Annotated in this window: 5 protein-coding genes; 1 reads left to right on the forward strand and 4 read right to left on the reverse strand. The window is 69.2% G+C overall.

Annotated elements, in window-relative coordinates; genetic code table 11:
- Window positions 1–27: 27 nt before the first annotated feature.
- On the reverse strand, window positions 28–2,232 hold the full coding sequence (gene katG / locus IU448_RS02420) for a catalase/peroxidase HPI (RefSeq protein ID WP_228812162.1): 2,205 nt from the start codon (window positions 2,230–2,232) through the stop codon (window positions 28–30).
- A 1,531-nt stretch (window positions 2,233–3,763) separates the two neighbouring features.
- On the opposite strand from katG, the gene IU448_RS02425 reads away from it, so the two are divergent.
- Entirely contained in the window at window positions 3,764–21,898 is an 18,135-nt protein-coding gene (locus tag IU448_RS02425; RefSeq protein ID WP_195053830.1) for an amino acid adenylation domain-containing protein, read from the forward strand.
- Between the two features lie 111 nt (window positions 21,899–22,009).
- On the opposite strand, the gene IU448_RS02430 is transcribed toward IU448_RS02425, so the two are convergent.
- Genes IU448_RS02430 through IU448_RS02440 form a run of 3 tightly spaced genes read right to left on the reverse strand, consistent with a single transcriptional unit; the run spans window position 22,010 to window position 24,221 of the window.
- A complete protein-coding gene (locus IU448_RS02430) occupies window positions 22,010–22,306 on the reverse strand; it encodes a DUF1330 domain-containing protein (RefSeq protein ID WP_195053831.1) in 297 nt (98 codons plus the stop codon).
- 41 nt (window positions 22,307–22,347) lie between these two features.
- Window positions 22,348–23,766, reverse strand: coding sequence for an MFS transporter (locus IU448_RS02435; protein WP_195053832.1), 1,419 nt, complete (start codon window positions 23,764–23,766; stop codon window positions 22,348–22,350).
- Window positions 23,763–24,221, reverse strand: a complete 459-nt coding sequence (locus IU448_RS02440; protein ID WP_280457275.1) for a MarR family winged helix-turn-helix transcriptional regulator — start codon at window positions 24,219–24,221, stop codon at window positions 23,763–23,765. Before IU448_RS02440 ends, IU448_RS02435 begins: the two co-directional genes overlap by 4 nt.
- Window positions 24,222–24,234 lie beyond the last annotated feature (13 nt).

Below are 24,234 nucleotides of genomic sequence, written 5' to 3' on the forward strand. Positions count from 1 at the left end.
ACGCCCCGGCAGACGGGGCACGCAGGATCAGGCCAGGTCGAACCGGTCCGCGTTCATCACCTTGTTCCAGGCCGCCACGAAATCGTGCACGAACTTCTCCTTCGCGTCGTCGGCCGCGTACACCTCCGCGACGGCGCGCAGTTCGGAGTTGGAACCGAATACCAGGTCGTAGCGGGTACCCGTCCATCTGACCTCGCCGGACGCGCTGTCACGCGCCTCGAAGGTCTCCTGGGTTTCGTCGGTGGATTTCCACTCCACACCCATATCGAGCAGGTTGACGAAGAAATCGTTGCTCAGTGCGCCGACCTTGTCGGTGAGCACGCCGTGCGCCGACTGCTGGTAGTTGGCGCCCAGCACGCGCAGGCCACCGACCAGTACGGTCATTTCCGGTGCGGTGACGCCGAGCAGGTTCGCGCGGTCGACCAGCAGATGCTCCAGCGGCAGCCGGTGCCCCTTGCCGATGTAGTTGCGGAAACCGTCGGTCCGCGGTTCGAGTACCGCGAACGAATCCACATCGGTCTGCTCCTGCAGGGCGTCGTTGCGGCCCGGCGCGACCGGCACGGTGACCTGCACGCCGGCTTCCTTGGCGGCCTGTTCGATTCCGGCGGCACCGGCGATCACGATCAGATCGGCCAGCGACACCTTCTTGCCGCCGGTCTGGGCGGTGTTGAACGATTCCTGGATCTTCTCCAGCGCGCCGAGTACGGTGCTCAGCTGCTCGGGCTCGTTGACATCCCAGCTCTTCTGCGGTTCGAGCCGGATCCGGGCACCGTTGGCACCGCCGCGTTTATCGCTGGAACGGTACGTCGACGCCGAGGCCCATGCGGTGGATACGAGCTGCGGCACGGTCAGTCCGGCGGCCAGGACCTGTTCCTTGAGCGCGGCGATATCGGCGTCGTCGACGACCTGGAAGTCCACGGCCGGGATCGGATCCTGCCAGATCTGGACCTCGGCGGGAACTTCAGGGCCGCGGTAGCGTTCGATCGGGCCCATATCGCGGTGGGTCAGCTTGTACCAGGCGCGGGCGAAGGCGTCGGCGAACTCATCCGGGTTGTCCTTGAAACGGCGCGAGATCGGCTCGAATTCGGGATCGAAGCGCAGCGCCAGATCCGTCGTCAGCATCGTCGGCTTCTTCTTCTTGCCCGGGTCGTGGGCGTCGGGGATGATCGCCTCGGCGTCTTTGGCCACCCACTGGTTGGCGCCCGCGGGGCTCGTGGTGAGCTCCCATTCGTAGCCGAACAGAATCTCGAAGAAGTCGTTGGTCCACTGGGTGGGTTGGGTGGTCCAGGTGACCTCCAGGCCGCTGGTGATGGCGTCACCGGCTTTGCCGGAGGCGTGGGCGCTCTTCCAGCCCAGTCCCATCTGTTCGATGGTCGCGGCCTCGGGTTCGGCGCCGACGAGGTCGGCGTCACCGGCGCCGTGGGTTTTGCCGAAGGTGTGGCCGCCGGCGATCAGCGCGACAGTTTCGGCGTGGTCCATCGCCATCCGGCCGAAGGTTTCCTTGATGTCCACGGCCGCGGCCAGCGGGTCGGGGTTGCCGTTGGGACCTTCCGGGTTGACATAGATCAGGCCCATCTGGACAGCGCCGAGCGGGTTCTCCAGGTCACGTTCACCGCTGTAGCGTTCGTCGCCCAGCCAGGTGGCTTCGGGGCCCCAGTAGACGTCCTCGTCGGGCTCCCAGACATCGGCGCGGCCGCCGGCGAAACCGAAGGGTTCGAAGCCCATGGTTTCCAGGGCGACGTTGCCGGCGAAGATCAGCAGGTCGGCCCAGGACAGCTTCTTGCCGTACTTCTTCTTCACCGGCCACAGCAGCCGGCGGGCCTTGTCCAGGTTGCCGTTGTCGGGCCAGCTGTTCAGCGGCGCGAACCGCTGCTGGCCGCCGCCCCCGCCGCCGCGGCCGTCGATGGTGCGGTAGGTGCCGGCGGAATGCCAGGCCATGCGGACCATCAGCGGGCCGTAGTGGCCGAAGTCGGCGGGCCACCATGCCTGCGAGGTGGTCAGCACCTCGGCGATGTCCCTGCGGACTTCGTTCAGGTCGAGGGTTTCGAACGCCGCGGCGTAGTCGAAATCGGGTTCCATCGGATCCGAGGCGGGCGCGTTCTTGCGCAGGATCTTCAGGTTGAGCTGGTTGGGCCACCAGTCACGGTTGCCGGCACCTGTGGTGGGGTGTTTGGCCGCGAACGGGCACTGGCCTGTGGTGGTCTCGGACACTGCTTTCCTTCCGGTTGACAGGAGTCATTGCGGGCTGGGGTGAGGTAGCGCGGGCGGGGGCAGACCCCCGGAGTCGACCTCGGTTTCGTCGAGGGAGCCAACCGTCGCCGGCGACGGCCGAAATGCCGTGTGGCGCCATCGGCGGCGGTGACGGCACCGCGGGACCGGCAGACGAGGTGGTCGCCGGCGACTCGGGTGTTCGCGGCCGTCGACGCCTGCGGTACACGGGAGCTGAAACCCGGGCGGGTGTGCACGTGTCCCGTGTTCGGGGGAGTGGGGCCGGATACCGCGTTCGGCGCAGCGCGGCGCAGCGCGGCATGTCTCGAACTCCACGGCCGGGGTCACGGCCCGAAGCTTACCGCTTTTCTGGAACCAATCAAGTATCAGTATATATCCAGAAGACGCCCGAAATCGGGTGTCGCGGGCTATCATCCGCGCAACGCCGACAGCCTCGCGATGGAACCCATCCCGCCCAGGAGGGCGAGGATAATGCGTCCCCCGGCCCGCCGCAGGACAATCGCCACGCCGGTCGCTCCCGGTCCCACCCCTCCGGTCACCGCGCACCCCTCCCACTGCTCCGGATGCGCACCCCGATCCACCGCAGGTGGTTCAGCATCATCCGGGGAGAGACCTGCTACAACGACGGAACGAAGCCGGGCTGCCACCACCGGCGCACCGTGGAACGCCCGGCGACGAGCGGAACGGACCCACCGGGCACAATTCGCCCCCGCATCGCCGATGCGGCCGCACACCGGGGCTCCGGGTTCACATCCCCCGCACAGAGCGCAGAAAATAAATACCCGTTGCGCGGCTCGTCGAAACTTGCATATCATTGCCTTCTCGAGCTTGGTCGCCGGAATGCAAGTGCGCTCCGGCGACTGCCGGACCGGATGCCATCACCGACCGGTCGGGCGAAACGATGATCCTCCAATTGTCGGGGTTGCGGGGAATCCATAGCACGAATTCGACGACAGTGCGGTCGCCGAATTCTGCTGGAACAAACTGGTACATAGGCACGCCACTTCCGAGAAGGCGATCCAGTGCAACCAATGAATTCCACTACGGTCCGCTTCCTGCTCGCCGCACCCGCCTCGGGGCCGAGACACCACTGTGACCTGCGAACCTGCTGCCCACCGGGCAGCAGGAGCGAATGTGTGCGTACGGCACCGCCGGAGCGCACCGGGTCTTCCGGGAGTCTGCCCGAGGAGCATCTGGCCCGCCGGAAACGCGCCCTTTCGGTTTTGCTGCCGTCCGCGCCGATGACCGGCCGGCCGGCCGCGATCCCGGCCGCCGATAATTCCCGTCGGCCTTCTACACGAAATCGGTAACCGTCCGGTCTCGATACTCGCAGGTGATTCATCACGGATCGACCACAAATTATTCGGCACTTCCGAAAGCCGCATAAATCGCGAACCAATTCCGCATCGGCGGCATTCGATGCCATTTCGATAAATTTCGCTTCACATTTCCGGAGTGATTCACGTTCTTTGTGGTGGAGGGGCTGTCCGACCTGTCGGACAGCCCGCGAAATGACGAAATCCATGGAGGTCAGGTGACCCAGTCCAAGCGCAACCTCGACAGCAGCCGGGAGCAGTCGGTTTCCGCGCCGGGCGGCGCGGCGGAGGTCCCCGGTAACAGCGCACGCTCGCACAACGGCAACGGCAACGGCAACGGCGCCGGGCCGGGACCGCGGCCCGGTGGTGCGCTGCGCCTGTCCGCGGCACAGCGAGGGATCTGGTTCGCCCAGCACCTGGCCGGTTCGTCCCCGATCTCGGTGGCGCAGTATGTCGAAATCGCCGGCGCGCTCGATATCGATGTCCTCGTGGCAGCGTGCGAGACCGCGGGCCACGAGTTCGGCTCCGCCTACGTACGACTGGCCGAGATCGAGGGCGAACCGTATCAGTTCGTCGACGAAAGACTGCCCTCACCGGTGTCGGTGCTGGACTTGCGCGGATACGACGACCCGGTGGCCACCGCACACGACCTGATGGTCCGCGACTATTCCGCCCCCCTGGATCTGCACAGCGACCGCCTGATGAAATGCGTTGTCTTCCAGGTCGGCCCCGACCACTACCTGTGGTATCAGCGCGCCCACCATATCGTGCTCGACGGATTCGCCGCGGTCACCATGCTGCAGCGGATCACCGAGCTGTACAACGCGTGGCGGGCGGGGGAGCAGGCACCCGACTCCTCGGCGAAAGACCTCAGCGAAATCGTCGACCAGGATCTGGCCTACCGGGGTTCGCCACGATTCGACAACGACCGCAACTATTGGACCGAGCACCTCGACGGCGCCCCACCCGTCGTCAGCCTCGCGGGCCGCGTCGGAAAACCCACCATCCACCCGGCTCTCGTCAGCGCCGACCTCCCCGAAAACACCGCCCGACTGCTGGACCGGGTCGTCACCGACCGCGGAACCAGCGTCACACCCGTCGTCGTCGCCGCATTCGCCACCTACCTCGCCCGGATGACCGGCAGTGACGAAGTGCTACTGAGCCTGCCGGTCTCCGGCCGGCACTCCGCAGTGCTGCGACGGTCCGGCGGGATGGTCGCCAATGTGGTGCCGCTGCGAGTCCCCGTCGCCGGCCGCGACACCGGCGACGTCATCGACCTCGTGCAAAGCGAGCTGACCAGTGCACTGCGCCGGCAACGCTACCGGCAGGAAGACATATTCCACGATATGGGGATCGCCCGCGACGAAACCGCGTCGTTCGGGCCGGCGGTCAACCTCATGATGGTCGACAACGAGATCGTGCTCGGCTCCACCACCGGCCGGTTACATGTGCTGACCTCGGGCCCCACCGCTGACCTTTTCGTCAACATCTATCCCGGCGCGGGCCGCGACAGCACCCAGATCGATTTCCAAGGCAACCCGAACATCTACAGCGGCGACGAACTCGCCACCCACCACGCCCGGTTCCTGATGTTCCTGCACGAATTCCTCGCCGGCGGGCCGGAACACCCCGTCAGCACCCTGCCGCTGCTGGAACCGGCGGAACGGACCGCGCTGCTGCCCGTACGCGGCCCGGAAAGCACCGGCGACCGGCTGCTACCCGATATCCTCACCGCCGGCGCGCACCGCGACCTCACCGCAACCGCGGTCACCACAACCACCGACACGCTCACCTACCGCGACCTCGACACCCGTTCGTCACAGCTCGCGCGGTACCTGATCGGCCGCGGATGCGGGCCGGGAACAGCGGTCGCGATCACGCTGCACCGGTCGGCGGAGTCGATCGTCGCGGCGTGGGCGGTCGCGAAATGCGGGGCCGCGATCGTACAGATCGATCCGGACTATCCGGCGAAACGTATCGAGCATATGGTCGCCGACAGCGACGCCCGGGTGGTGATCACTCTCGACGCGCTCCGCGACCGGCTACCGGACACCGCGCCGGTCCTGATCCTCGACGACCCCGCGACCCGGCAGGGCTGCGCGGTCAGCGACGACGGGCCCGTCACCGACACCGACCGCCTCCGCCCGCTGCGAGTAGCCGACCTCGCCTACATCACCTACACCTCCGGTTCCACCGGAACGCCCAAAGGCGTGCAGGTCACCCACCGCGGCCTGGCCAATCTCATCACCGACCGCAGCGACACCTACGGTATGAACCCGCGCTCGCAGGTCTCCTACGCCCTCTCACCGGCCTTCGACGCATCCTTCGAACAGTTCCTGACCTGTTTCGGCAACGGCGCCACACTGGTGGTGGTACCGCCGGAGGTGATCGGCGGCGACCGGCTCACCCAACTGCTGGCCGACCGGCACATCACCCACCTGACATTGACACCGGCGATGCTGGCGACCGTGGACCCGCATCCACTGACCGACCTGCAGGTGGTGGTCGTCGGCGGCGACGTATGCCCGCCCCATGTGATCGAACGGTGGTCGGCGCACTGCGCGATGTTCAACGAATACGGGCCCACCGAGACCACCGTGACCGCCGCCGGCGCCCGGATCCGGCCCGGCCACGACCTCACCGTCGGCGGCCCCGTCCGCGGCGTGGCGGCAATGGTGCTGGACCGGGCACTGCAACCGGTACCGGCCGGCACCGCCGGAGAACTGTATCTGACCGGGCCCGGCCTGGCCCGCGGCTACAACCGGCGGTTCACCGACACCGCGGCCCGGTTCGTCGCCGACCCCTACAGCGGCCGCGGGCAACGCATGTACCGCACCGGCGACCTCGCCCGCTGGACCATCCAGGATTCCGGGGTGTCGCTGGAACTGCTGGGACGCAGCGACTTCCAGGTCAAGATCCGCGGCTACCGGATCGAACCCGGCGAAATCGACGCCGCCCTCACCGCCCATCCCGATGTCGACCTGTCGGTCACCGTCCCGGTGCACAACAACGCCGGCGCCACCGTCCTGGCCTCCTACGTCGTCCCCGTCGACGACCACCGCGCCGACCCGGCGCAACTACAACGATTCGCCCGCGAATCCCTGCCGCCGCATATGGTGCCGGCGGTGATCATGCCGCTGGACCGGCTGCCGGTGAACGCGTTCGGCAAACTCGACCGCGCCGCGCTACCGGAACCGGAATTCGGGGCCGCCCCGGCCGGGCGCGCCCCCGAAACCGCCCGCGAAATCCTGATGGCCGGCCTGTTCAGCGAGATCCTCGGCGTCCCGCAAGTCGGCGCCGACGACAGCTTCTTCGCCCTCGGCGGCGACAGTATCCTGTCGATCCAGCTGGTGGCCCGCGCCAAAGCCGTCGGCCTGGGCTTCTCCACCCAAGACGTGTTCGAACACAAAACCGTCGCCGCCTTGGCCGCCATGGCCACCGAAGCCGGCGGCGCCCCGCAACTACGCGAACTCCCCGGCGGCGGCACCGGCCCGATCCCGCTCGCACCGATCGTGCACGCCATGCTCGACCGCGGACACTACGACCGGTTCGCGCAGGCCACCCTCGTCGAACTACCCGACCGGATCGACCCCGGCCATCTCGTACGCGCCCTGCAGACCCTGCTGGACCGCCACGACATGCTGCGCGCGACCCTGCACCGCACCGCCTCCGGCGACCACCGCCTCGACGTCGCGGCCCCCGGCAGCGTCGACGCCGCCACCGTACTCACCCACACGACCCTGCCCGACCGCGACGCCACCGAGGTCGACCGGCAGCTACAGGCGGCCGCGGACCGCCTCGACCCCGCCACCGGTGTGCTGGTGCAGGCCGTCCGCATGCAGGACGGCGCCGGCACAGGCCCGGACCTGCTGTGGCTGGTGGTCCATCACCTCGCCGTCGACGCGGTGTCGTGGCGGATCCTGCTCGCCGACCTCGCCCACACCTGGCTGCAGGTGTCCACCGGTGAGGACCCGCAACCCGGCGCCGGCACCACCTCGGTGCGGCGCTGGGTCCACGGACTGACCGAACGAGCCGCCGCGCGGCGCCCAGCCGAACTCCCGCACTGGCGCGAGGTCCTCGCCGGCGGTGAACGGCTACTCGGGTCGCGGCCACTGGACCCCGAACGAGATGTCATGGCCGGCGCCGGCCGGATCCGGTTACGGATCCCGGCCGATATCACCGAAGCCGTGCTCACCACCCTCCCGGCCCGGTTCCACGGCAGCGCCAACGACCCACTGCTGGCAGCGCTGGCGCTGGCGCTGGCGCAATGGCGCAACCGCCGCGGCGGCGATCCCGCCGGACCGGAACTGATCTCGCTGGAAGGCCACGGCCGCGAAGAGCAGGCCGTACCCGGCGCAGACCTCAGCGCCACCGTCGGCTGGTTCACCACCCGGTTCCCGGTCCGGCTCGAAATGTCCGGCGTCGACCTCGACGACGCCTTCGCCGGCGGCCCCGCCGCGGGGTCGGCGATCAAACAGGTGAAGGAACAACTGCGCGCGGTCCCCGACAACGGGATCGGCTACGGGATGCTGCGTTACCTCGACCCCGTGGGCAGCGCTGAACTCGGGAGCACGCCGGAACCCCAGATCAGTTTCAACTATCTGGGGCGGGTGGGTGTCCGCGACCACTCGGGGGCGTGGACACCCACCACCGAATTCACCTCGCTGACCGCGACCACGGATCCGCGGATGGCGCTGCCCGCGGTCCTGGACGTGAACGCGATCGCCGAAGCCGGCCCCGACGGCCTCGAACTGGACGCCACCTGGGAGTTCGCGCAGAACATCGTATCCGCCGGCGAGATAGCGGAATTGGCCGACCTGTGGGCGGCGGCCCTGCACGGCCTGGCCGCGCATCTGCACACCGAACCCGCCGGCGGGTTCACCCCGTCCGATTTCCCGCTGGTCCCGGTCACACAGGACGTTATCGACGGCTGGTCGCGGGAATTCCCGGCAATGACCGATGTGTGGCCGTTGACGGCGCTGCAGACCGGGCTGCTGTTCCACACCCGCTACGACCGTGACGGCGACGACAGCTACATCGTGCAGGCGACACTGACCCTGGCCGGCGAGGTGGACCAGCAGCGCATGCGTCAGGCCGCGCAAACACTGATCGACCGCCACGACAGCCTGCGCACCGCATTCGTCGAAACAGCAGACGGCCCCCGCCAGATCGTGCTGCACGGTGTCCGGGCCGACTGGCGCGTCACCGACCTCCGCGGCCACGACCCCGCCGCCCGCGACCGCGAACTCAGGCGCCGCACCACCGAAGCGGCGGCACCGTTCGACCCCGCCCGCCCGCCGCTGCTGCGGTTCCAGCTCCTGCGAACCGGCACGAGCGAATACCGGCTGTTGATCACCAACCATCACCTCGTGCTGGACGGCTGGTCGATGCCGCTGCTGATCCACCAACTGCTCGTGCTGTACACCAACGACGGTGACGGCGGCGAGCTCGCAGCCCCCCGATCGTTCCGGGACTACCTGCAGTGGCTGCACACCCAGGACGACGCCGCCGCCACCGCCGCCTGGCAGCGGATGCTGGCCGGGGTCGAGCACCCGACCCGGGTCACCGGCCGCCCGGACCGCACCGGCAGCGCACCCAGCGGTGAGGCCGGACTCGACCTCGACCCCGCCACCGCCGCCGCAGTGCTCGATCTGGGCCGCTCCCACGGCGTCACCGCCGGCACCGCCATCCAGGTGGCGTGGGCGATGCTGCTCGCCACCCGCACCGGAACATCCGATGTGGTGTTCGGCAATACGGTCTCGCACCGGCCGCCGCAACTCCTCGGCGTCGAACACATGGTGGGCCTGTTCATCAATACCCTGCCCGTCCGGGTCCGGCTCGACCCCCGCGAAACCGTCGGCGACCTGCTTACCCGGGTGCAGTCCGAACAGGCCGCGATGCTCGAACACCGCCATATCGGTCTGGCGGAACTGCAGCGCGCCACCGGAATCGCCGATATGTTCGACACCGTCACGGTGCTGGAATCCTATCCACTGGACCGGGAAGGCCTCGCCCGCGACCTCGCCGCCGCCGGACTGCAACTGATCGACCTCGACGCCCAGGACGCCACCCCCTACCCGCTGAGCCTGCAAGTCACCCCGCCGCGCCCCACCGGCGACGACGACCCCGGCGCCTACACGGTCACCCTGCGCTACGCCACCGACCGGTTCGACACCGAACAGGCCACCGCCGTGCTCCGGCAATTCGAACAGATCCTCACCCGGCTGGTCACCGACCCCGGCACCCGCACCGCCGCCATCACCCCCGGCCACGACCCCGGTGAACCGCTACCGGCCACCGGCGGGCCCGCGGTCCCCGAACGCACCCTCCACGACATCCTCACCGCCACCGCCGACCGGTACCCGGACGCGGCCGCCGTACGATCCGGCGACACCACCCTCACCTACCGGGAACTGCAGCAACGCGCCGGCGACCTCGCCGCCCGGCTCACCGGCCACGGCGCCCGCCCCGAAACATTCGTCGCCCTGGCACTCCCGCGATCGATCGACCTGGTCGTCGCGATCTGGGCAGTCGCGCACACCGGTGCCGCGTTCATCCCCCTCGATCCCGCCAACCCCACCGAACGGCTCGCCCGGATGCTCACGGATGCAGGCAGCACCCTGGGCGTCACCACCGGCCCCACCGCCGCACACCTACCCGGCACCGTCGACTGGCTGACCCTCGACGACACCCCCCACACCCCGCCGCCGGCACCCGCACAACCCGCCACACCCGCCGGCACCGCCTACCTCATCTTCACCTCCGGCTCCACCGGCACCCCGAAAGCGGTGCAGGTGCCCCACCGCGGCCTGGCCGACATCGTCGCCGCCCACACCGACGCCTTCGGCGCGGACACCACATCCACGGTGCTACAGGTCGCCTCACCCGGTTTCGACGCCAGCGTCTCGGAACTGCTACTGGCACACGGCAACGGCGCCTGCCTGCTGATCGCACCCCCCGACGTGTACGGCGGCCCAGACCTGACCGAACTGCTGCGCAGCGAACACGTCACCCACGCCATCATCACCCCGTCCGTACTGAACACCATGGACCCGGCGCGGCTACCGGACCTCACCACGATCGCCGTCGTCGGTGAAGCCACCGGCACCGACACCGTGAACCGGTGGGCGCCCGGCCGGCGGCTGATGAACCATTACGGCCCGACCGAAACCACCATCTGGGCCACCGGATCCACCGCCCTACAGCCCAGGGAACCGGTTACGATCGGCGGCCCCATCCGCGGCGTCTCGGTAGCCGTCCTCGATATGTGGCTACGACCGGTACCGGCCGGGGTCGCCGGAGAGCTGTACCTCGGCGGACCGGGCCTCGCGCACGGCTATGCCGGCCGGCCCGCCACCACCGCCGCCCGTTTCGTCGCCGACCCGCACGCCGCCCACGGTGAACGCCTCTACCGCACCGGCGACGCCGTGCGCTGGATACCCGGCCGCACCGGACCCGAACTGGAATATCTGGGCCGTACCGATCAACAGGTCAAAATCCACGGCCTGCGCATCGAACCGGGAGAGATCGACACCGAACTCACCCGCCACCCGGCCGTGGCCGGCGCCGCCACCGTCACCCGCACCGGCCCCACCGGCGAACCGATCCTGGTGTCCTATGTCGTCGCCGCACCCGGAGCAACCCTGGACACGACCGCACTACACAACCAACTCGACCGCACCCTCGCCCACTACATGAACCCCGCCGCGATCGTGGAACTCGGCCGGATGCCGGTCACCGCCACCGGAAAAATCGACCGGAAAGCACTGCAACACTACGAATTCACCGCCCCCGACACCACCGGCCGGGCTCCCGCCGACCCCGCCGAACAGCTCATCGCCGACCTGTTCGCGCAGGTCCTGAACGTGGACAGCGCCAACGTATCCGCCGACAGCAACTTCTTCGCCCTCGGCGGCGACAGTATCGTCTCCATGCGCCTGGTCGCCCTCGCCAAAGCCGCCGGGCTCATCCTCACCCCCCGCGAAGTGTTCGAAGGCAAAACGCCTGCCGCGCTCGCCGCCACCGCCCGCCGCGACACCCCCGCCACCGACACCGACGACACGAGATCCCCGCTCATCGCACTCGACGACTCCGAGACCGCCGCCCTGCGCCGTGAATATCCCGGCCTGGCCGACGTGTGGCCGTTGTCGCCGATGCAATCCGGTATCCACTTCCACTCCACCTTCACCGGCGACACACACACCCGCACCGCCGACAACTACACCGTCCAAACCGCCATCGACCTCACCGGCGAGATCGACACCGGCCGCCTGCACCGCGCCACCCAGGCACTGATCGACCGTCACGACATCCTGCGCGCGGCATTCACCGAAACCACCGCCGGACCCCGCCAGATCGTCCTCCGCCACGCCGACACCGACTTCCGGGAAATCGACCTCACCACCGACCCCCGCCCGGCCACCGATATCGCCGCCGCCGACGCCGCCACCGGATTCGACCTGACCGCGCCACCACTCATCCGGTTCACCCTGCTCCACCTCGAACCCGGCGTGCACCGGCTACTGGTCACCAACCATCACGTGATCCTCGACGGCTGGTCCATGCCGCTGCTCATGGGTGAACTCCTCGAAAACTACGGTGCACCCGAACGGATCGGCACCACCGGACCCGCACCCTCCTACCGCGACTACCTGACCTGGCTGCGACGCCAAGACCCGGCCACCTCCAAAGCCGCCTGGGCGCACGAATACGCGGACGTGGATTCCCCGACCCGCGTCGCCCGCGGCACCGGCGCCGCCGGCCCCGCCGCCGAGGTGAACGCCGACCTGCCCGCCGACCTCCACAGCGCGCTGCGCGAGGTCGCCGCCGATACCGCCGTCACCGTCAACACGGCGATCGCCGCGGCCTGGGCACTGAACCTGCGCGTCCTCACCGGCGACACCGACGTGATCTTCGGTTCCGCGGTATCGGGCCGGCCCCCCGAACTACCGGATGTGGACCGCGCCCTCGGCATGTTCCTCAACACCATCCCGGTCCGGGTCCGGCTCGACCCGGCGCAGACACTGCACGACCTGCTGACCGGCATCCAGGAACAGCACGCCCGCATGCTCGACCACCACTACATCGGGCTGCCCGAAATCCAGCGCAGCGCCGGCGTCACCGAACTGTTCGATACCGCCATCGCATACCAATCGTTCCCCGTCGACCGTCCCGCCCTGCAGCAACTCGTCGACTCCGCGGGCCTGCGCGTCGGCGATATCACCGGCGTCGACGCCACCCCGTTCCCACTGAGCCTGGTCGTCGCCCCCACCGGCGACGGCTCACCCGGCCTGCGAATCAGTCTCCGTTTCCTCACCGGCGAATTCGACGCCACCCGCGCCTACCACATCCTCACCCGCTTCGTCGACGCCCTGACCCGCATCGCCCGCGAACCCGCCACCCGCCTCGGCACGCTCGCACTACCCGGCGCACCCGCGCCCACCCACCCCGACACCGCCCACCACACCCCGGACACCCTCGCCGGCATCCTCACCGCCACCGCCGCCGCCACGCCCGGCGCCGTCGCCGCCCACTACGGTGGAACAACCCTCACCTACCGAGAACTCGACGAACAATCCAACCGGCTCGCCCGCGCCCTGCTGCGCCGCGGCGCCCACCCCGACCGGATCACCGCGATCGCGCTCCCACGATCCCTGCACGGGGTCGTCGCGCTGTGGGCCGCCGCCAAAGCCGGCACCCCGTTCGTCCCGATCGACCCGAACCTGCCCGCCGGGCGGATCGAATTCCTGCTGTCGGATTCGGCAGCACAACTCGGCATCACCGATACCGCCACCACACCGAACCTGCCCGACGGCATCGACTGGCTCATCGTCGACAACGAACCGGACCGCCGCAACCTGGCCGCCGAATCACCGCAACCCATCACCGACACCGACCGCGGCACCGCCCTGCACCCCGACCGCAACGCCTACGTCATCTACACCTCCGGCTCCACCGGCACCCCCAAAGGTGTCCTCGTCGGCCACCGCGCCCTCACCGACGTCGTCGCCGCCCAACACCGCACACTGCACGTCGACGAAAACTCCACGGTCCTGCAAGTCGCGTCCCCCAGTTTCGACGCCAACCTGTTCGAACTGCTCATGGCACACGGGTCCGGCGCACGACTGGTCATCGCACCCCCCGACGTGTACGGCGGCCGCGAACTCGCCGACCTCATCCGCCGCGAACACATCACCCACGCGGTGATCACACCGTCCGCCCTGGCCACCATCCCCACCGACGACCTCCCCGGCCTACGGGTCCTGGCCACCGCCGGCGAACCCGTCGGCCCGGAACTGGTCGAACGATGGGCACCCGGCCGCACCATGATCAACCTCTACGGCCCCAGCGAAACCACCATCTGGGCCACCGCCGGCGAACTGGTCACCACCGCACCCATCGGCATCGGCCGCCCCGTCGGCCCCGTCGCCGCCACCGTCCTCGACACCTGGCTACGGCCCGTCCCGAACGGCGCAACCGGCGAACTGTACCTGTTCGGGCCCGGCCTGGCCGAAGGCTATATCGACCGGCCCGGACTGACCGCCGCCCGGTTCATCGCCTGCCCGTTCGCCCCCGACGGCGCCCGCATGTACCGCACCGGCGATATCGTCCGCCGCAACCCCGGCGGCGACCTCGAATTCGTCGGCCGCAACGACTTCCAGGTCAAAGTCCGCGGCTCCCGCGTCGAACTCGGCGAAATCGACGCCGTCCTGTCGGCCCGCCCCGACATCACCTTCGCCACCACCCTCGCCCACACCGGCGACGGAGGCCCGGCACGACTGGTGTCCTATGTGGTACCCGCACCGGAGGCGACCGTATCGGTCGAAACACTCACCGACGCACTCGCCGACGCACTCCCCACCTACATGGTCCCCGCCGCGATCATCGTCCTCGACGACGTACCGCTGACCGCCCACGGCAAACTCGACCGCGACCGCCTCCCCGAACCGGTATTCACCACCCGCGAATACCGCGCCCCCGCCACACCGGCCGAAAAACTCGTCGCCGACACCTACGCCCAAGTCCTCGACGTCCACCAGGTCGGCGCCGACGACAACTTCTTCGCCCTCGGCGGCGACTCGCTCAGCGCCTCGCTGGCCGTGGCCCGCATCGGCGCCGCCCTCGATATCCGGATACCGGTCCGCGTCCTGTTCGAAGCCCCCACCGTTGCCGACCTCGCCCACCACACCACCACCCAGCGCGGCGGCCACCGCATACCGCTCACCGCCCGCCCCCACCCCGAACCCATCCCGCTGTCGCTGGCCCAGCAGCGCATGTGGTTCCTCAACCGGTTCGAACCCCAATCGGCCGCCTACAACATCCCCGTGATGCTGCGCCTCACCGGCCACCTCGACACCGCCGCACTGCGCGCCGCACTCACCGACGTCACCGCCCGCCACGAAGTGCTGCGCACCATCTACCCCGAAACCGCCGGCGAACCCCGGCAACAAATCCTGACCGACCCCGAACCACCCCTGCACACCGTCCCCGCCGACCCCGCAACCCTCACCGACACCGTGACCGCGTTCATCCGCACCGGTTTCGACGTCACCACCGAAGTCCCACTCCGCATCGGACTGTTCGACCTCGGCACCGGCGAATACATGCTCGTCCTCGTCGTCCACCACATCGCCGGCGACGGACAATCCATGGGCCCACTGGCCCGCGACGTCGTCACCGCCTACGCGGCCCGCGCCGCCGGCCACGCACCCCACTGGCAGCCCCTACCCGTCCAATACGCCGACTACGCACTCTGGCAACGAGACGTCCTCGGCGCTGCCGACGACCCCGAATCGCTCCTGTCCACCCAACTGCGGTACTGGCGCGACACCCTCACCGACGCCCCCGACCGACTCGACCTGCCCACCGACCGCCCCCGCCCACCGGTCGCCTCCCTCACCGGCGGCCGCATCCCCATCGACATCGACACCGGCCTGCACACCCGGCTACGCGAACTCGCCCACACCCACGGCACCTCCCTGTTCATGGTGATGCACGCCGCCCTCGCCGCCACCCTCGGCCGGCTCAGCGGCAGCGACGATATCGTCATCGGCACCCCCATAGCCGGACGCGGCGAACCCGGCCTCGACGACCTCGTCGGCATGTTCGTCAACACCCTCGCCCTGCGCACCCCCCTCGACACCGGCGAACCGTTCACCGACCACCTCACCCGCACCCGCGATACCGACCTCGCCGCCTTCGAACACGCCGACGTCCCCTTCGAACGGGTCGTCGAAGAGCTCAACCCGCAACGCACCGCCGACCGCCACCCCCTGTTCCAGGTGATGCTCGCCTTCCAAAACCTCACCGGCACCGACATCGAACTCCCCGGCGTCACCGTATCCCGCGCCGACGCCGACACCGGACTGTCCCAATTCGACCTGCAACTGATCCTCGCCGACACCTACGACGACGGGGGAGCGGCCAACGGACTCTCCGGAACCCTCACCTACGCCCGCGACCTCTTCGACGAAACCACCGCCCACACATTCGCCGCGCGACTGCACCGCATCCTCGAAGCCGTCACCGCCGACCCCACGACAACCATCGGCGATATCGACTGGCTCGACGACACCGAACACCACGACCTGACCAACCGAGTCGGCGCACACCCCACCGGCCCCCGCCCGGCCACCCTGCTCCCGGACGTATTCACCGACGCCGTCCACGACAACCCCCACGGCCTCGCCCTCATCGCCGACGACACCGAACTCACCTACCAGCAACTCGACACCCGATCCAACCAGCTGGCGCGGCAACTGATCCGGCGCGGCGCCGGACCCGACAACCCAGTCCTCGTCGCCACCGGCCGCACCGCCGAAGCGATCATCGCCTGGTGGGCCGTCGTCAAAACCGGCGCACCCTACGTCCCGGTGGACCCCCGCTATCCCTCCGCCCGGATCGAACAGATGGTCACCGACTCCCACGCCGGCCTCGGCATCACCCGCACCACCACCCGCCCCCAACTCCCCGGCACCGTCGACTGGCTACTACTCGACTCCCCGGCCGAAAAAACGCGCATCGACAACGAACCCGGCGAACCCGTCACCGACACCGACCGGATCCGGCCACTACACGCCACCGACACCGCCTACATCGTGTTCACCTCCGGCTCCACCGGCCGCCCCAAAGGCGTCGCCGTCACCCACACCGGAACCGCCGACTTCATCGCCGCCCAACGCAGCGGCACCCCACCGCACCACACCGACCGCATCCTGCACTTCGCCTCACCCTCCTTCGACGCCTCCCTCCTCGAAATCCTGCTCGCCGCCGGCCGCGCCGCCACCCTCGTCATCGCCCCCACCGGCATCTACGGCGGCGACGAACTCGCCCGATTCCTCCGCACCCACCGCATCACCCACGCCTTCGTCACCCCCGCCGCCCTCGCCTCCGTCGACCCCACCGGACTCGACGACCTCCACACCGTCATGTCCGGCGGCGACGAAGTCCCCGCCGACCTCATCAACCGGTGGGCCGGCACCGACCACGCCGGAACCCGCGAATTCCGAGTCCTCTACGGACCCACCGAAACCACCATGGTCGCCACCGCCACCCGCCCCGTACACCCCGGCGAACGACCCACCATCGGCACCCCGCTACCCGGTATGCAAGCACTGGTCCTCGACGACCGACTCCGGCCCGCACCCACCGGAGTCACCGGCGAACTGTATCTCGCCGGCCCCGCCCTGGCCCGCGGCTACCTGAACCGCCCCGCCACCAACGCCGCCCGATTCACCGCCTGCCCCTACGCCGAACCCGGCACCCGCATGTACCGCACCGGCGACCTCGTCCGCTGGAACACCCACGGCGACCTCGAATTCGTCGGCCGCAACGACTTCCAAGTAAAAATCCGCGGCTACCGCGTCGAACTCGGCGAAATCGACACCGCGCTCGGCGCCCAGCCCGATATCGCCTACGCCGTCACCATCCCACGCCGCGACGGCACCGGACCCACCACCCTCGTCTCCTACATCGTCGCCACCCCCGGCGCCGAAATCGCCGTCGACGCCCTCACCACCGCACTCACCGACACCCTCCCCGCCTACATGGTGCCCGCCGCGATCATGGTCCTCGACCGGATCCCGCTCTCACCCAACGGCAAACTCGACCGCAAAGCCCTCCCCGAACCCGTCCTGCAAACCAAACAATTCCGCGCCCCCACCTCCCCGGTCGAAGAAATCGTCGCCGGCATCTTCGCCGACGTCCTCGCCCTCGACCGCGCCGTCGGCGCCGACGACGACTTCTTCGAACTCGGCGGCAACAGCCTCATCGCCACCCGCGTCGCCGCCCGCATCGGCGCCGCCCTCGACGCAGCCGTACCGGTCGCGATGATCTTCGACGCACCCACCGTCGCCAAACTCGCCGCCCGCGCCGAATCCCACGCCGACACCGGACACCTCGCCCTCACCCCACAACCCCGGCCCCCGCACATCCCGCTGTCCTACGCACAGCAGCGCATGTGGTTCCTCAACCGGTTCGAACCCGACTCCGCCGCCTACAGCATCCCCATCATCATCCGCCTCACCGGCCACCTCGACACCGACGCCCTGCACCACGCCCTCACCGACGTCATCGACCGGCACGAAATCCTGCGCACCCACTACCCGCACACCGACGGCGAACCCGCCCAGGTCGTACTCCCCGCCGACCACACCACACCACCCCTGCACCCCATCCCCACCGACGACACCGACCTACCCGCCGCACTCGCCGGCTTCGTCGCCACCACCTTCGACGTCACCACCGAAGTACCGGTACGCGCCCGGCTCTACCAGACCGGACCCGACACCTGGGTCCTCGCCGTGGTCCTGCACCACATCTGCGGCGACGGATCATCGCTGGCCCCACTGGCCCGCGACATGATGACCGCCTACCAGGCCCGAATCCACGCCCGCCCACCCGCCTGGACACCACTACCGGTCCAATACGCCGACTACGCCATCTGGCAGCACACCGTCCTGGGCTCCGAACACGACCCCGACTCGCTGCTACGCGCACAAATCGACTACTGGACCACCCAACTCGCCGACCTGCCACCACTGCTCGAACTCCCCACCGACCACCCACGGCCCCCGGCCCAGACCTACACCGGCGCCAACCTCCCACTCACCATCGACGCCGACCTGCACGCCGCACTCGACAAAACCGCGCGCAGCCACAACACCACCCTGTTCATGGTGTTCCACGCCGCCCTCGCCGTCACCCTCGGCCGGCTCGCCGCCACCGACGACATCGCCATCGGCACCCCCTACGCCGGACGCGGCGAACCCGAACTCGACGACCTCGTCGGCATGTTCGTCAACACCCTCGTCCTCCGCACCCGCCTCACCGGCCACATGACCTTCACCGAACTCCTCGACCACATCCGCGACACAGACCTCGCCGCCTTCGGGCACGCCGACGTCCCCTTCGAACGCCTCGTCCAAGAACTCAACCCCGTCCGATCCCACGCCCACCACCCCCTGTTCCAGGTGATGCTGGCCTTCCAGAACCAGGCCGGCACCGAATTCGAACTCCCCGGACTCACCGCCACCGCTGTCGAAGCCGACACCGCGACCTCCCTGTTCGACCTACAGGTCACCGTCTCCGACACCTACGACCACACCGGCGCACCCACCGGAATAACCGGCACCATCACCTACGCCACCGACCTGTTCGACCCCGCCACCGCCACCGCAACAGCCGACCGCCTCCACCGGATCCTGCGCGCCCTCGCCGACGACCCCACCCAACACATCCACGACGTCGACCTCCTCGACACCACCGAACGAGACGCCGTCCTGCACCGCTGGAACGCCACCGAACACGCACTCGACCCCGACGAAACCCTCCCCGGCCTGTTCACCCGCGCCGCCACCGCCCACCCCGACCGGCCCGCCGTCGAATCCGGCCCCCACACCCTCACCTACGCCGAATTCGCCGCCCGCGTCAACCGCCTCGCCCGCTGGCTCATCACCCGCGGCGTCGGCCCCGACACCCTGGTCGCACTCCGCATGCCCCGATCCCTCGACCAGGTCACCGCCATGTACGCCGTCCACGCCGCCGGCGGCGGATACGTCCCCATCGACCCCACCCACCCCGCCGACCGCATCGACTACATGCTCACCACCGCCGCCCCCGTCGTCGACCTCACCACCCTCGACGACATCGACCTCACCGGCTACGACGAGACCCCCGTCACCGACACCGACCGCCACGCCCCACTACGACCCCACAACACCGCCTACGTCCTGTTCACCTCCGGCTCCACCGGCCGCCCCAAAGGCGTCGCCGTACCGCACAGCGCCGTCCTCAACCAATTGCACTGGATCATCGGCACCTACCGGCTCACCGCCGCCGACACCGTCCTACAGAAAACCCCCGCCACCTTCGACGTCTCGGTGTGGGAACTGTTCGCCACCCTCGCCGTCGGCGCCCGCCTCGTCATCGCCCGACCCGACGGCCACACCGACCCCGCCTACCTCGCCCATATCATCGACGACCGGCACATCACCATCACCTCCTTCGTTCCGTCCATGCTCGCCGCCTTCGCCGACGCCGCACCCGAACAATCCCTGACATCCCTGCGGGCACTACTCGTCGGCGGTGAAGCATTCGGCGCCGACGTAGTCGCCGCCGCCCGCCGCGCCATGCCCCACACCGAACTGCACAACCTCTACGGCCCCACCGAATTCACCCTGCACGCCACCTCCCACCACGTCACCGACACCGACGACGGCAGCATCCCCATGGGCACACCGGTCTGGAACGTCCGCGCCTACATCCTCGACACCCGCCTACGCCCCGTCCCACCCGGAGTGGCAGGAGACCTGTACCTCGCCGGCAACCAGATCGCCCGCGGATACCACGCCCGACCCGGCCTCACCGCGCAACGATTCGTCCCCGACCCCTTCACCGAGGGCGAACGCATGTACCACACCGGCGACCGCGCCCGCCGCCTGCACACCGGCGAACTCGAATACCTGGGCCGCAACGACTTCCAGGTCAAACTCCGCGGCCTGCGCATCGAACTCGGCGAAATCGAAGCCGTCCTCGCCGAACACCCCACCGTCGCGCGCGCCATCGCCGCCGTCCACACCTCCGGCACCGGCGACCGGCTCATCGCCTACCTGGTGCCCACCGCCGGCGCCACCGTCGACACCGACGCCGTCCTCGCCCACGCCGCCGCCGAACTCCCCGGCTACATGGTGCCCACCACCGTCATGGTGCTCGACACCGTACCGTTCACCGCCTCCGGCAAACTCGACCGCAAACGCCTCCCCGAACCCGAATTCGAGGTAGGGGAGTTCCGGGCACCCGAATCCTGGCTCGAAGGCGAAGTCGCCCGCGCCTACGGACACGTCCTCGGCGTCGACCGCGTCGGCGCCGACGACGACTTCTACGCCCTCGGCGGCAACTCCCTCAAATCGGTACAGGTCGTCAGCGAACTCCGTAAGGAACTCGACTACGAGGTCCCCGTCAGCTGGATCCTGTCCGACCCCCGGCCCACCGACCTCGCCAAACGCATCGAAACCGGGATGCGCACCGGCCACGCCACCACCGAACCCACCACCCCCGGATTCGAAGTCCTGCTACCCATCCGCACCACCGGACAGCGGCCACCACTGTTCTGCATCCACCCCGCTTCTGGCCTGGCCTGGAGCTACCGCCCTCTCGGCGAATACCTCACCGCCGACCGCCCCATCTACGGAATCCAGGCACCGCAACTCACCGGCGACAGCCACGAGACCCCCACCATCGAAGACACCGCCCAGCGGTACTTCGACGAGATCCGCAAGGTCCAGCCGCACGGCCCCTACCACCTACTCGGCTGGTCCCTCGGCGGCCAGATCGCACACGCGATCGCCGTCGAAATGCGCGCCGCCGGCGAAGAAGTCGCGCTCCTGGCCCTGCTGGACGCCGAAGCCGACGGATTCGACCGCTCCGCCGTCACCACCGTGACCGCCGGGGAACTGGTCGCCAACCTCGGCCCCGTCCTGGGTATCGATTTCGTCCCCACCGACGCCACCGCCGAACAAGCCGCCGCACTGATCGAACAAAACCTGGGGGAGGGGATCGGCATCGACGCCACCCTCATCCAGCGCATGACCGACGCCTACAACCAGTCGATCCAGGCGGCCGCAGATTGGCAACCCCGGGTACTCGACAGCGACATGCTGTACTTCACCGCCACTCGCGAACGCCGCGCCGACGCCACCGGCCACCAGGGCTGGGAACCAGCGGTCCGCGGCCACATCACCGACATCGATATCGACGCCACCCACCTCGCAATGACCGAACCCGCCGTGCTGGCCCACATCGCCCACGTCCTGAACGAACAACTCGATCGAGAGGCCCCCCGGCAGAACGGATGACAACCCCCGTGTGCGGTCCGTCCGGGACCTCCATACCGGGGCTGTGCCCGCCTGTTCAGATGCCGTCCTCGAACTTTCCGGCAGTCCGCCGGGAACCTGACCGGACCTCGGTCACTCGCGTCCTTCGACGATGCGGAAGTCGCGCTCGAAGCCGTCGGGAAGTTCGGCCAGCGCCTTCTGGTAGGCCGCGCTCGCCCGTGCGGCGACCGCCTGTTCGAAGCTGTCGAACTCGATCAGGACGACGCGCTCGGCGATTCCGGCTTCGTGTGCGTCGATCCGGCTGCCGATGCCGGCCAGCACCCGCCCGCCCGCGGCCGCGACGGCTAGACCTGCCAGTTCGTTGTAGACATCAAACCTCTCAGGGTCCTCGATAGTGGGGTAGACGCTGACCCAGTAGCCCTTGGGCATGGAAACCTCCAGTGTTGGGTTTAATACATCGGGGTGGTCTTCTACGAGCGTCGACGGGCGAGAGCGAGGCTTGTCAGCATCGCGATCGCCATGGTGCCGATGCCGATCAGCGCCGCAGTGGTGTAGGCGCTGTCGTCCGGGAAGAGGTGGCCGGGGCCGGTGCCCGCCGCGAGGATGAGACCGCCGATGGCGCTGCCCAGTGAGTACCCCACACTGCGGACGACGTAGTTGAAGCTCATGGCGCTCGACGTCTCACTCTTGGGGGTGACGGCCAGGATGACGCCGGGCATCGCGGCCGAAAAGCCGCCGACGCCGAAGCCGAGCACACCCATCGCCACGAACAGTTCGGCCAGGTCCGACCGGGCCGCCGCGAACAGAGCGAACCCGCCGCCGACCACGACGGCGCTACCGGCCAGCAGCAGGGGGTCGGCGATCCGCGTCCGAACCCGCGGCGTGAGCTTGCCGGCGACGAACCCCAGCACCGAGAACGGGATGAGGACCAGCCCGGCGACGAAGGTCGTCAACCCGAAGCCATAACCGGCGTCGTGCGGGGTCTGTGCGTACCGGGTGATGAGCGTGAGCAGCAGATACATGCCGATCCCGCCGACGAACATGGCAAGGTTCGCCCCGGCGACCGCCGGATGCCGCACCGCCCGCACATCGACCAGCGGCGTCGTGCTGCGCAGCTCGATGACAGCCCAGACGCAGAGCAGCACCACCGCGACGACGGCGAGGCCCGCCGCGACGGCGAGGTGCCGGCTCCACAGATTTTGTTCGCCGGCGAGGAACAGCACCAGGACCAGCGCAGCGGCCAGAACGACCGCACCTACCACATCCACGCGGGCGGAGCGGCCCTCGGGGGCTTCGGGTATAGAGCGCCACGCGGTCAGGAGGGCAGCGGCGGTGACGACCAGGCCGAGGCCGTAGGCGGCCCGCAGTCCGCCGAGCTCGACGAGCAGTGCGGCCAGCGGATAGCCGACGCCGGCCCCGATGATCGAAACCACCGAGAGCAGGGCGATCACAGCCGCGCTGCGCTCCTCGGGGAGGTGGTCGCGGGCCACACCCATCATCAGCGCCGTCAGCCCGAGCCCGACGCCCTGGGCCGCCCTGCCGGCCAGCAGCCACGCGAACGGTAGCGGCAGCACGGTGAGCGCGCTGCCGGCGACGACGATCGCCAGCGTGGCGAGGATCGTGGCCCGCCGGTGCGGGCCGGCTCCGAGGCGGCCCAGGACCGGCGTGGCGACGGCGCCGCTGAGCAGCGCGACGGTCAGCGTCCACTGCGCGCTGCCGAGCGAGACGTGGAACGAGGTCGCCACGCTGGTGATCAGCGGCGCGCCGAGGCTGGCGACTGCCGCCACGACCAGAGCGATGAACATCAGGGCGGGGACCAGCAGCCGCGCCTCGGAACGCGCCACCGGGAACGCCTTCACCGTGATCCCGCCGACCGGCTGCCCGGTCACTGCTTCTGCCCTTCACGGTCCTGACTTTCGAGCTCTGCCAGATGCTTCAGCGCCGGAAGGGCCGCCACCAGCGCTTCGACCTCGTCGCCGGTGAGTTCGCCGATCAACCGTTCGAACGCCTGGACGCCCGCCTGGCGCCGCGTCCGGACGTAGGAGGCGCCGGCCTCGGTCAGGCACACCAGCGTGACGCGCTTGTCGCACGCGTCGCCCCGCCTCTCGACCAGGCCGGACTCCTCCATCACCCGGACCAGCGCGGTCATCGCGGGCTGGGTGACGCCCTCGACCGCGGCCAGATCGGTGATCCGCCGCGGGCCGGTTCGGTCCAGGGTGGCCAAGGTGGCAGCGGACGTCAGGCTCATGTCCCGGGGTAGGCGTCTCACGGCTCTGGTAGCCAGGCTGTAGAGGGCTGCCCCGATAGCAGCGGACGCGCCGGGGGCGATGTCTTGACGACTCACACGCAGAGCATAA

The organism is Nocardia flavorosea (assembly GCF_015477805.1).
Classification (GTDB): domain Bacteria; phylum Actinomycetota; class Actinomycetes; order Mycobacteriales; family Mycobacteriaceae; genus Nocardia; species Nocardia flavorosea_A.

What these genes read in the sequence shown, in the direction of transcription:
- IU448_RS02430 (WP_195053831.1), bottom strand. Translation starts at nt 22,306, where the DNA reads ATGCCCAAGGGCTACTGGGTCAGCGTCTACCCCACTATCGAGGACCCT.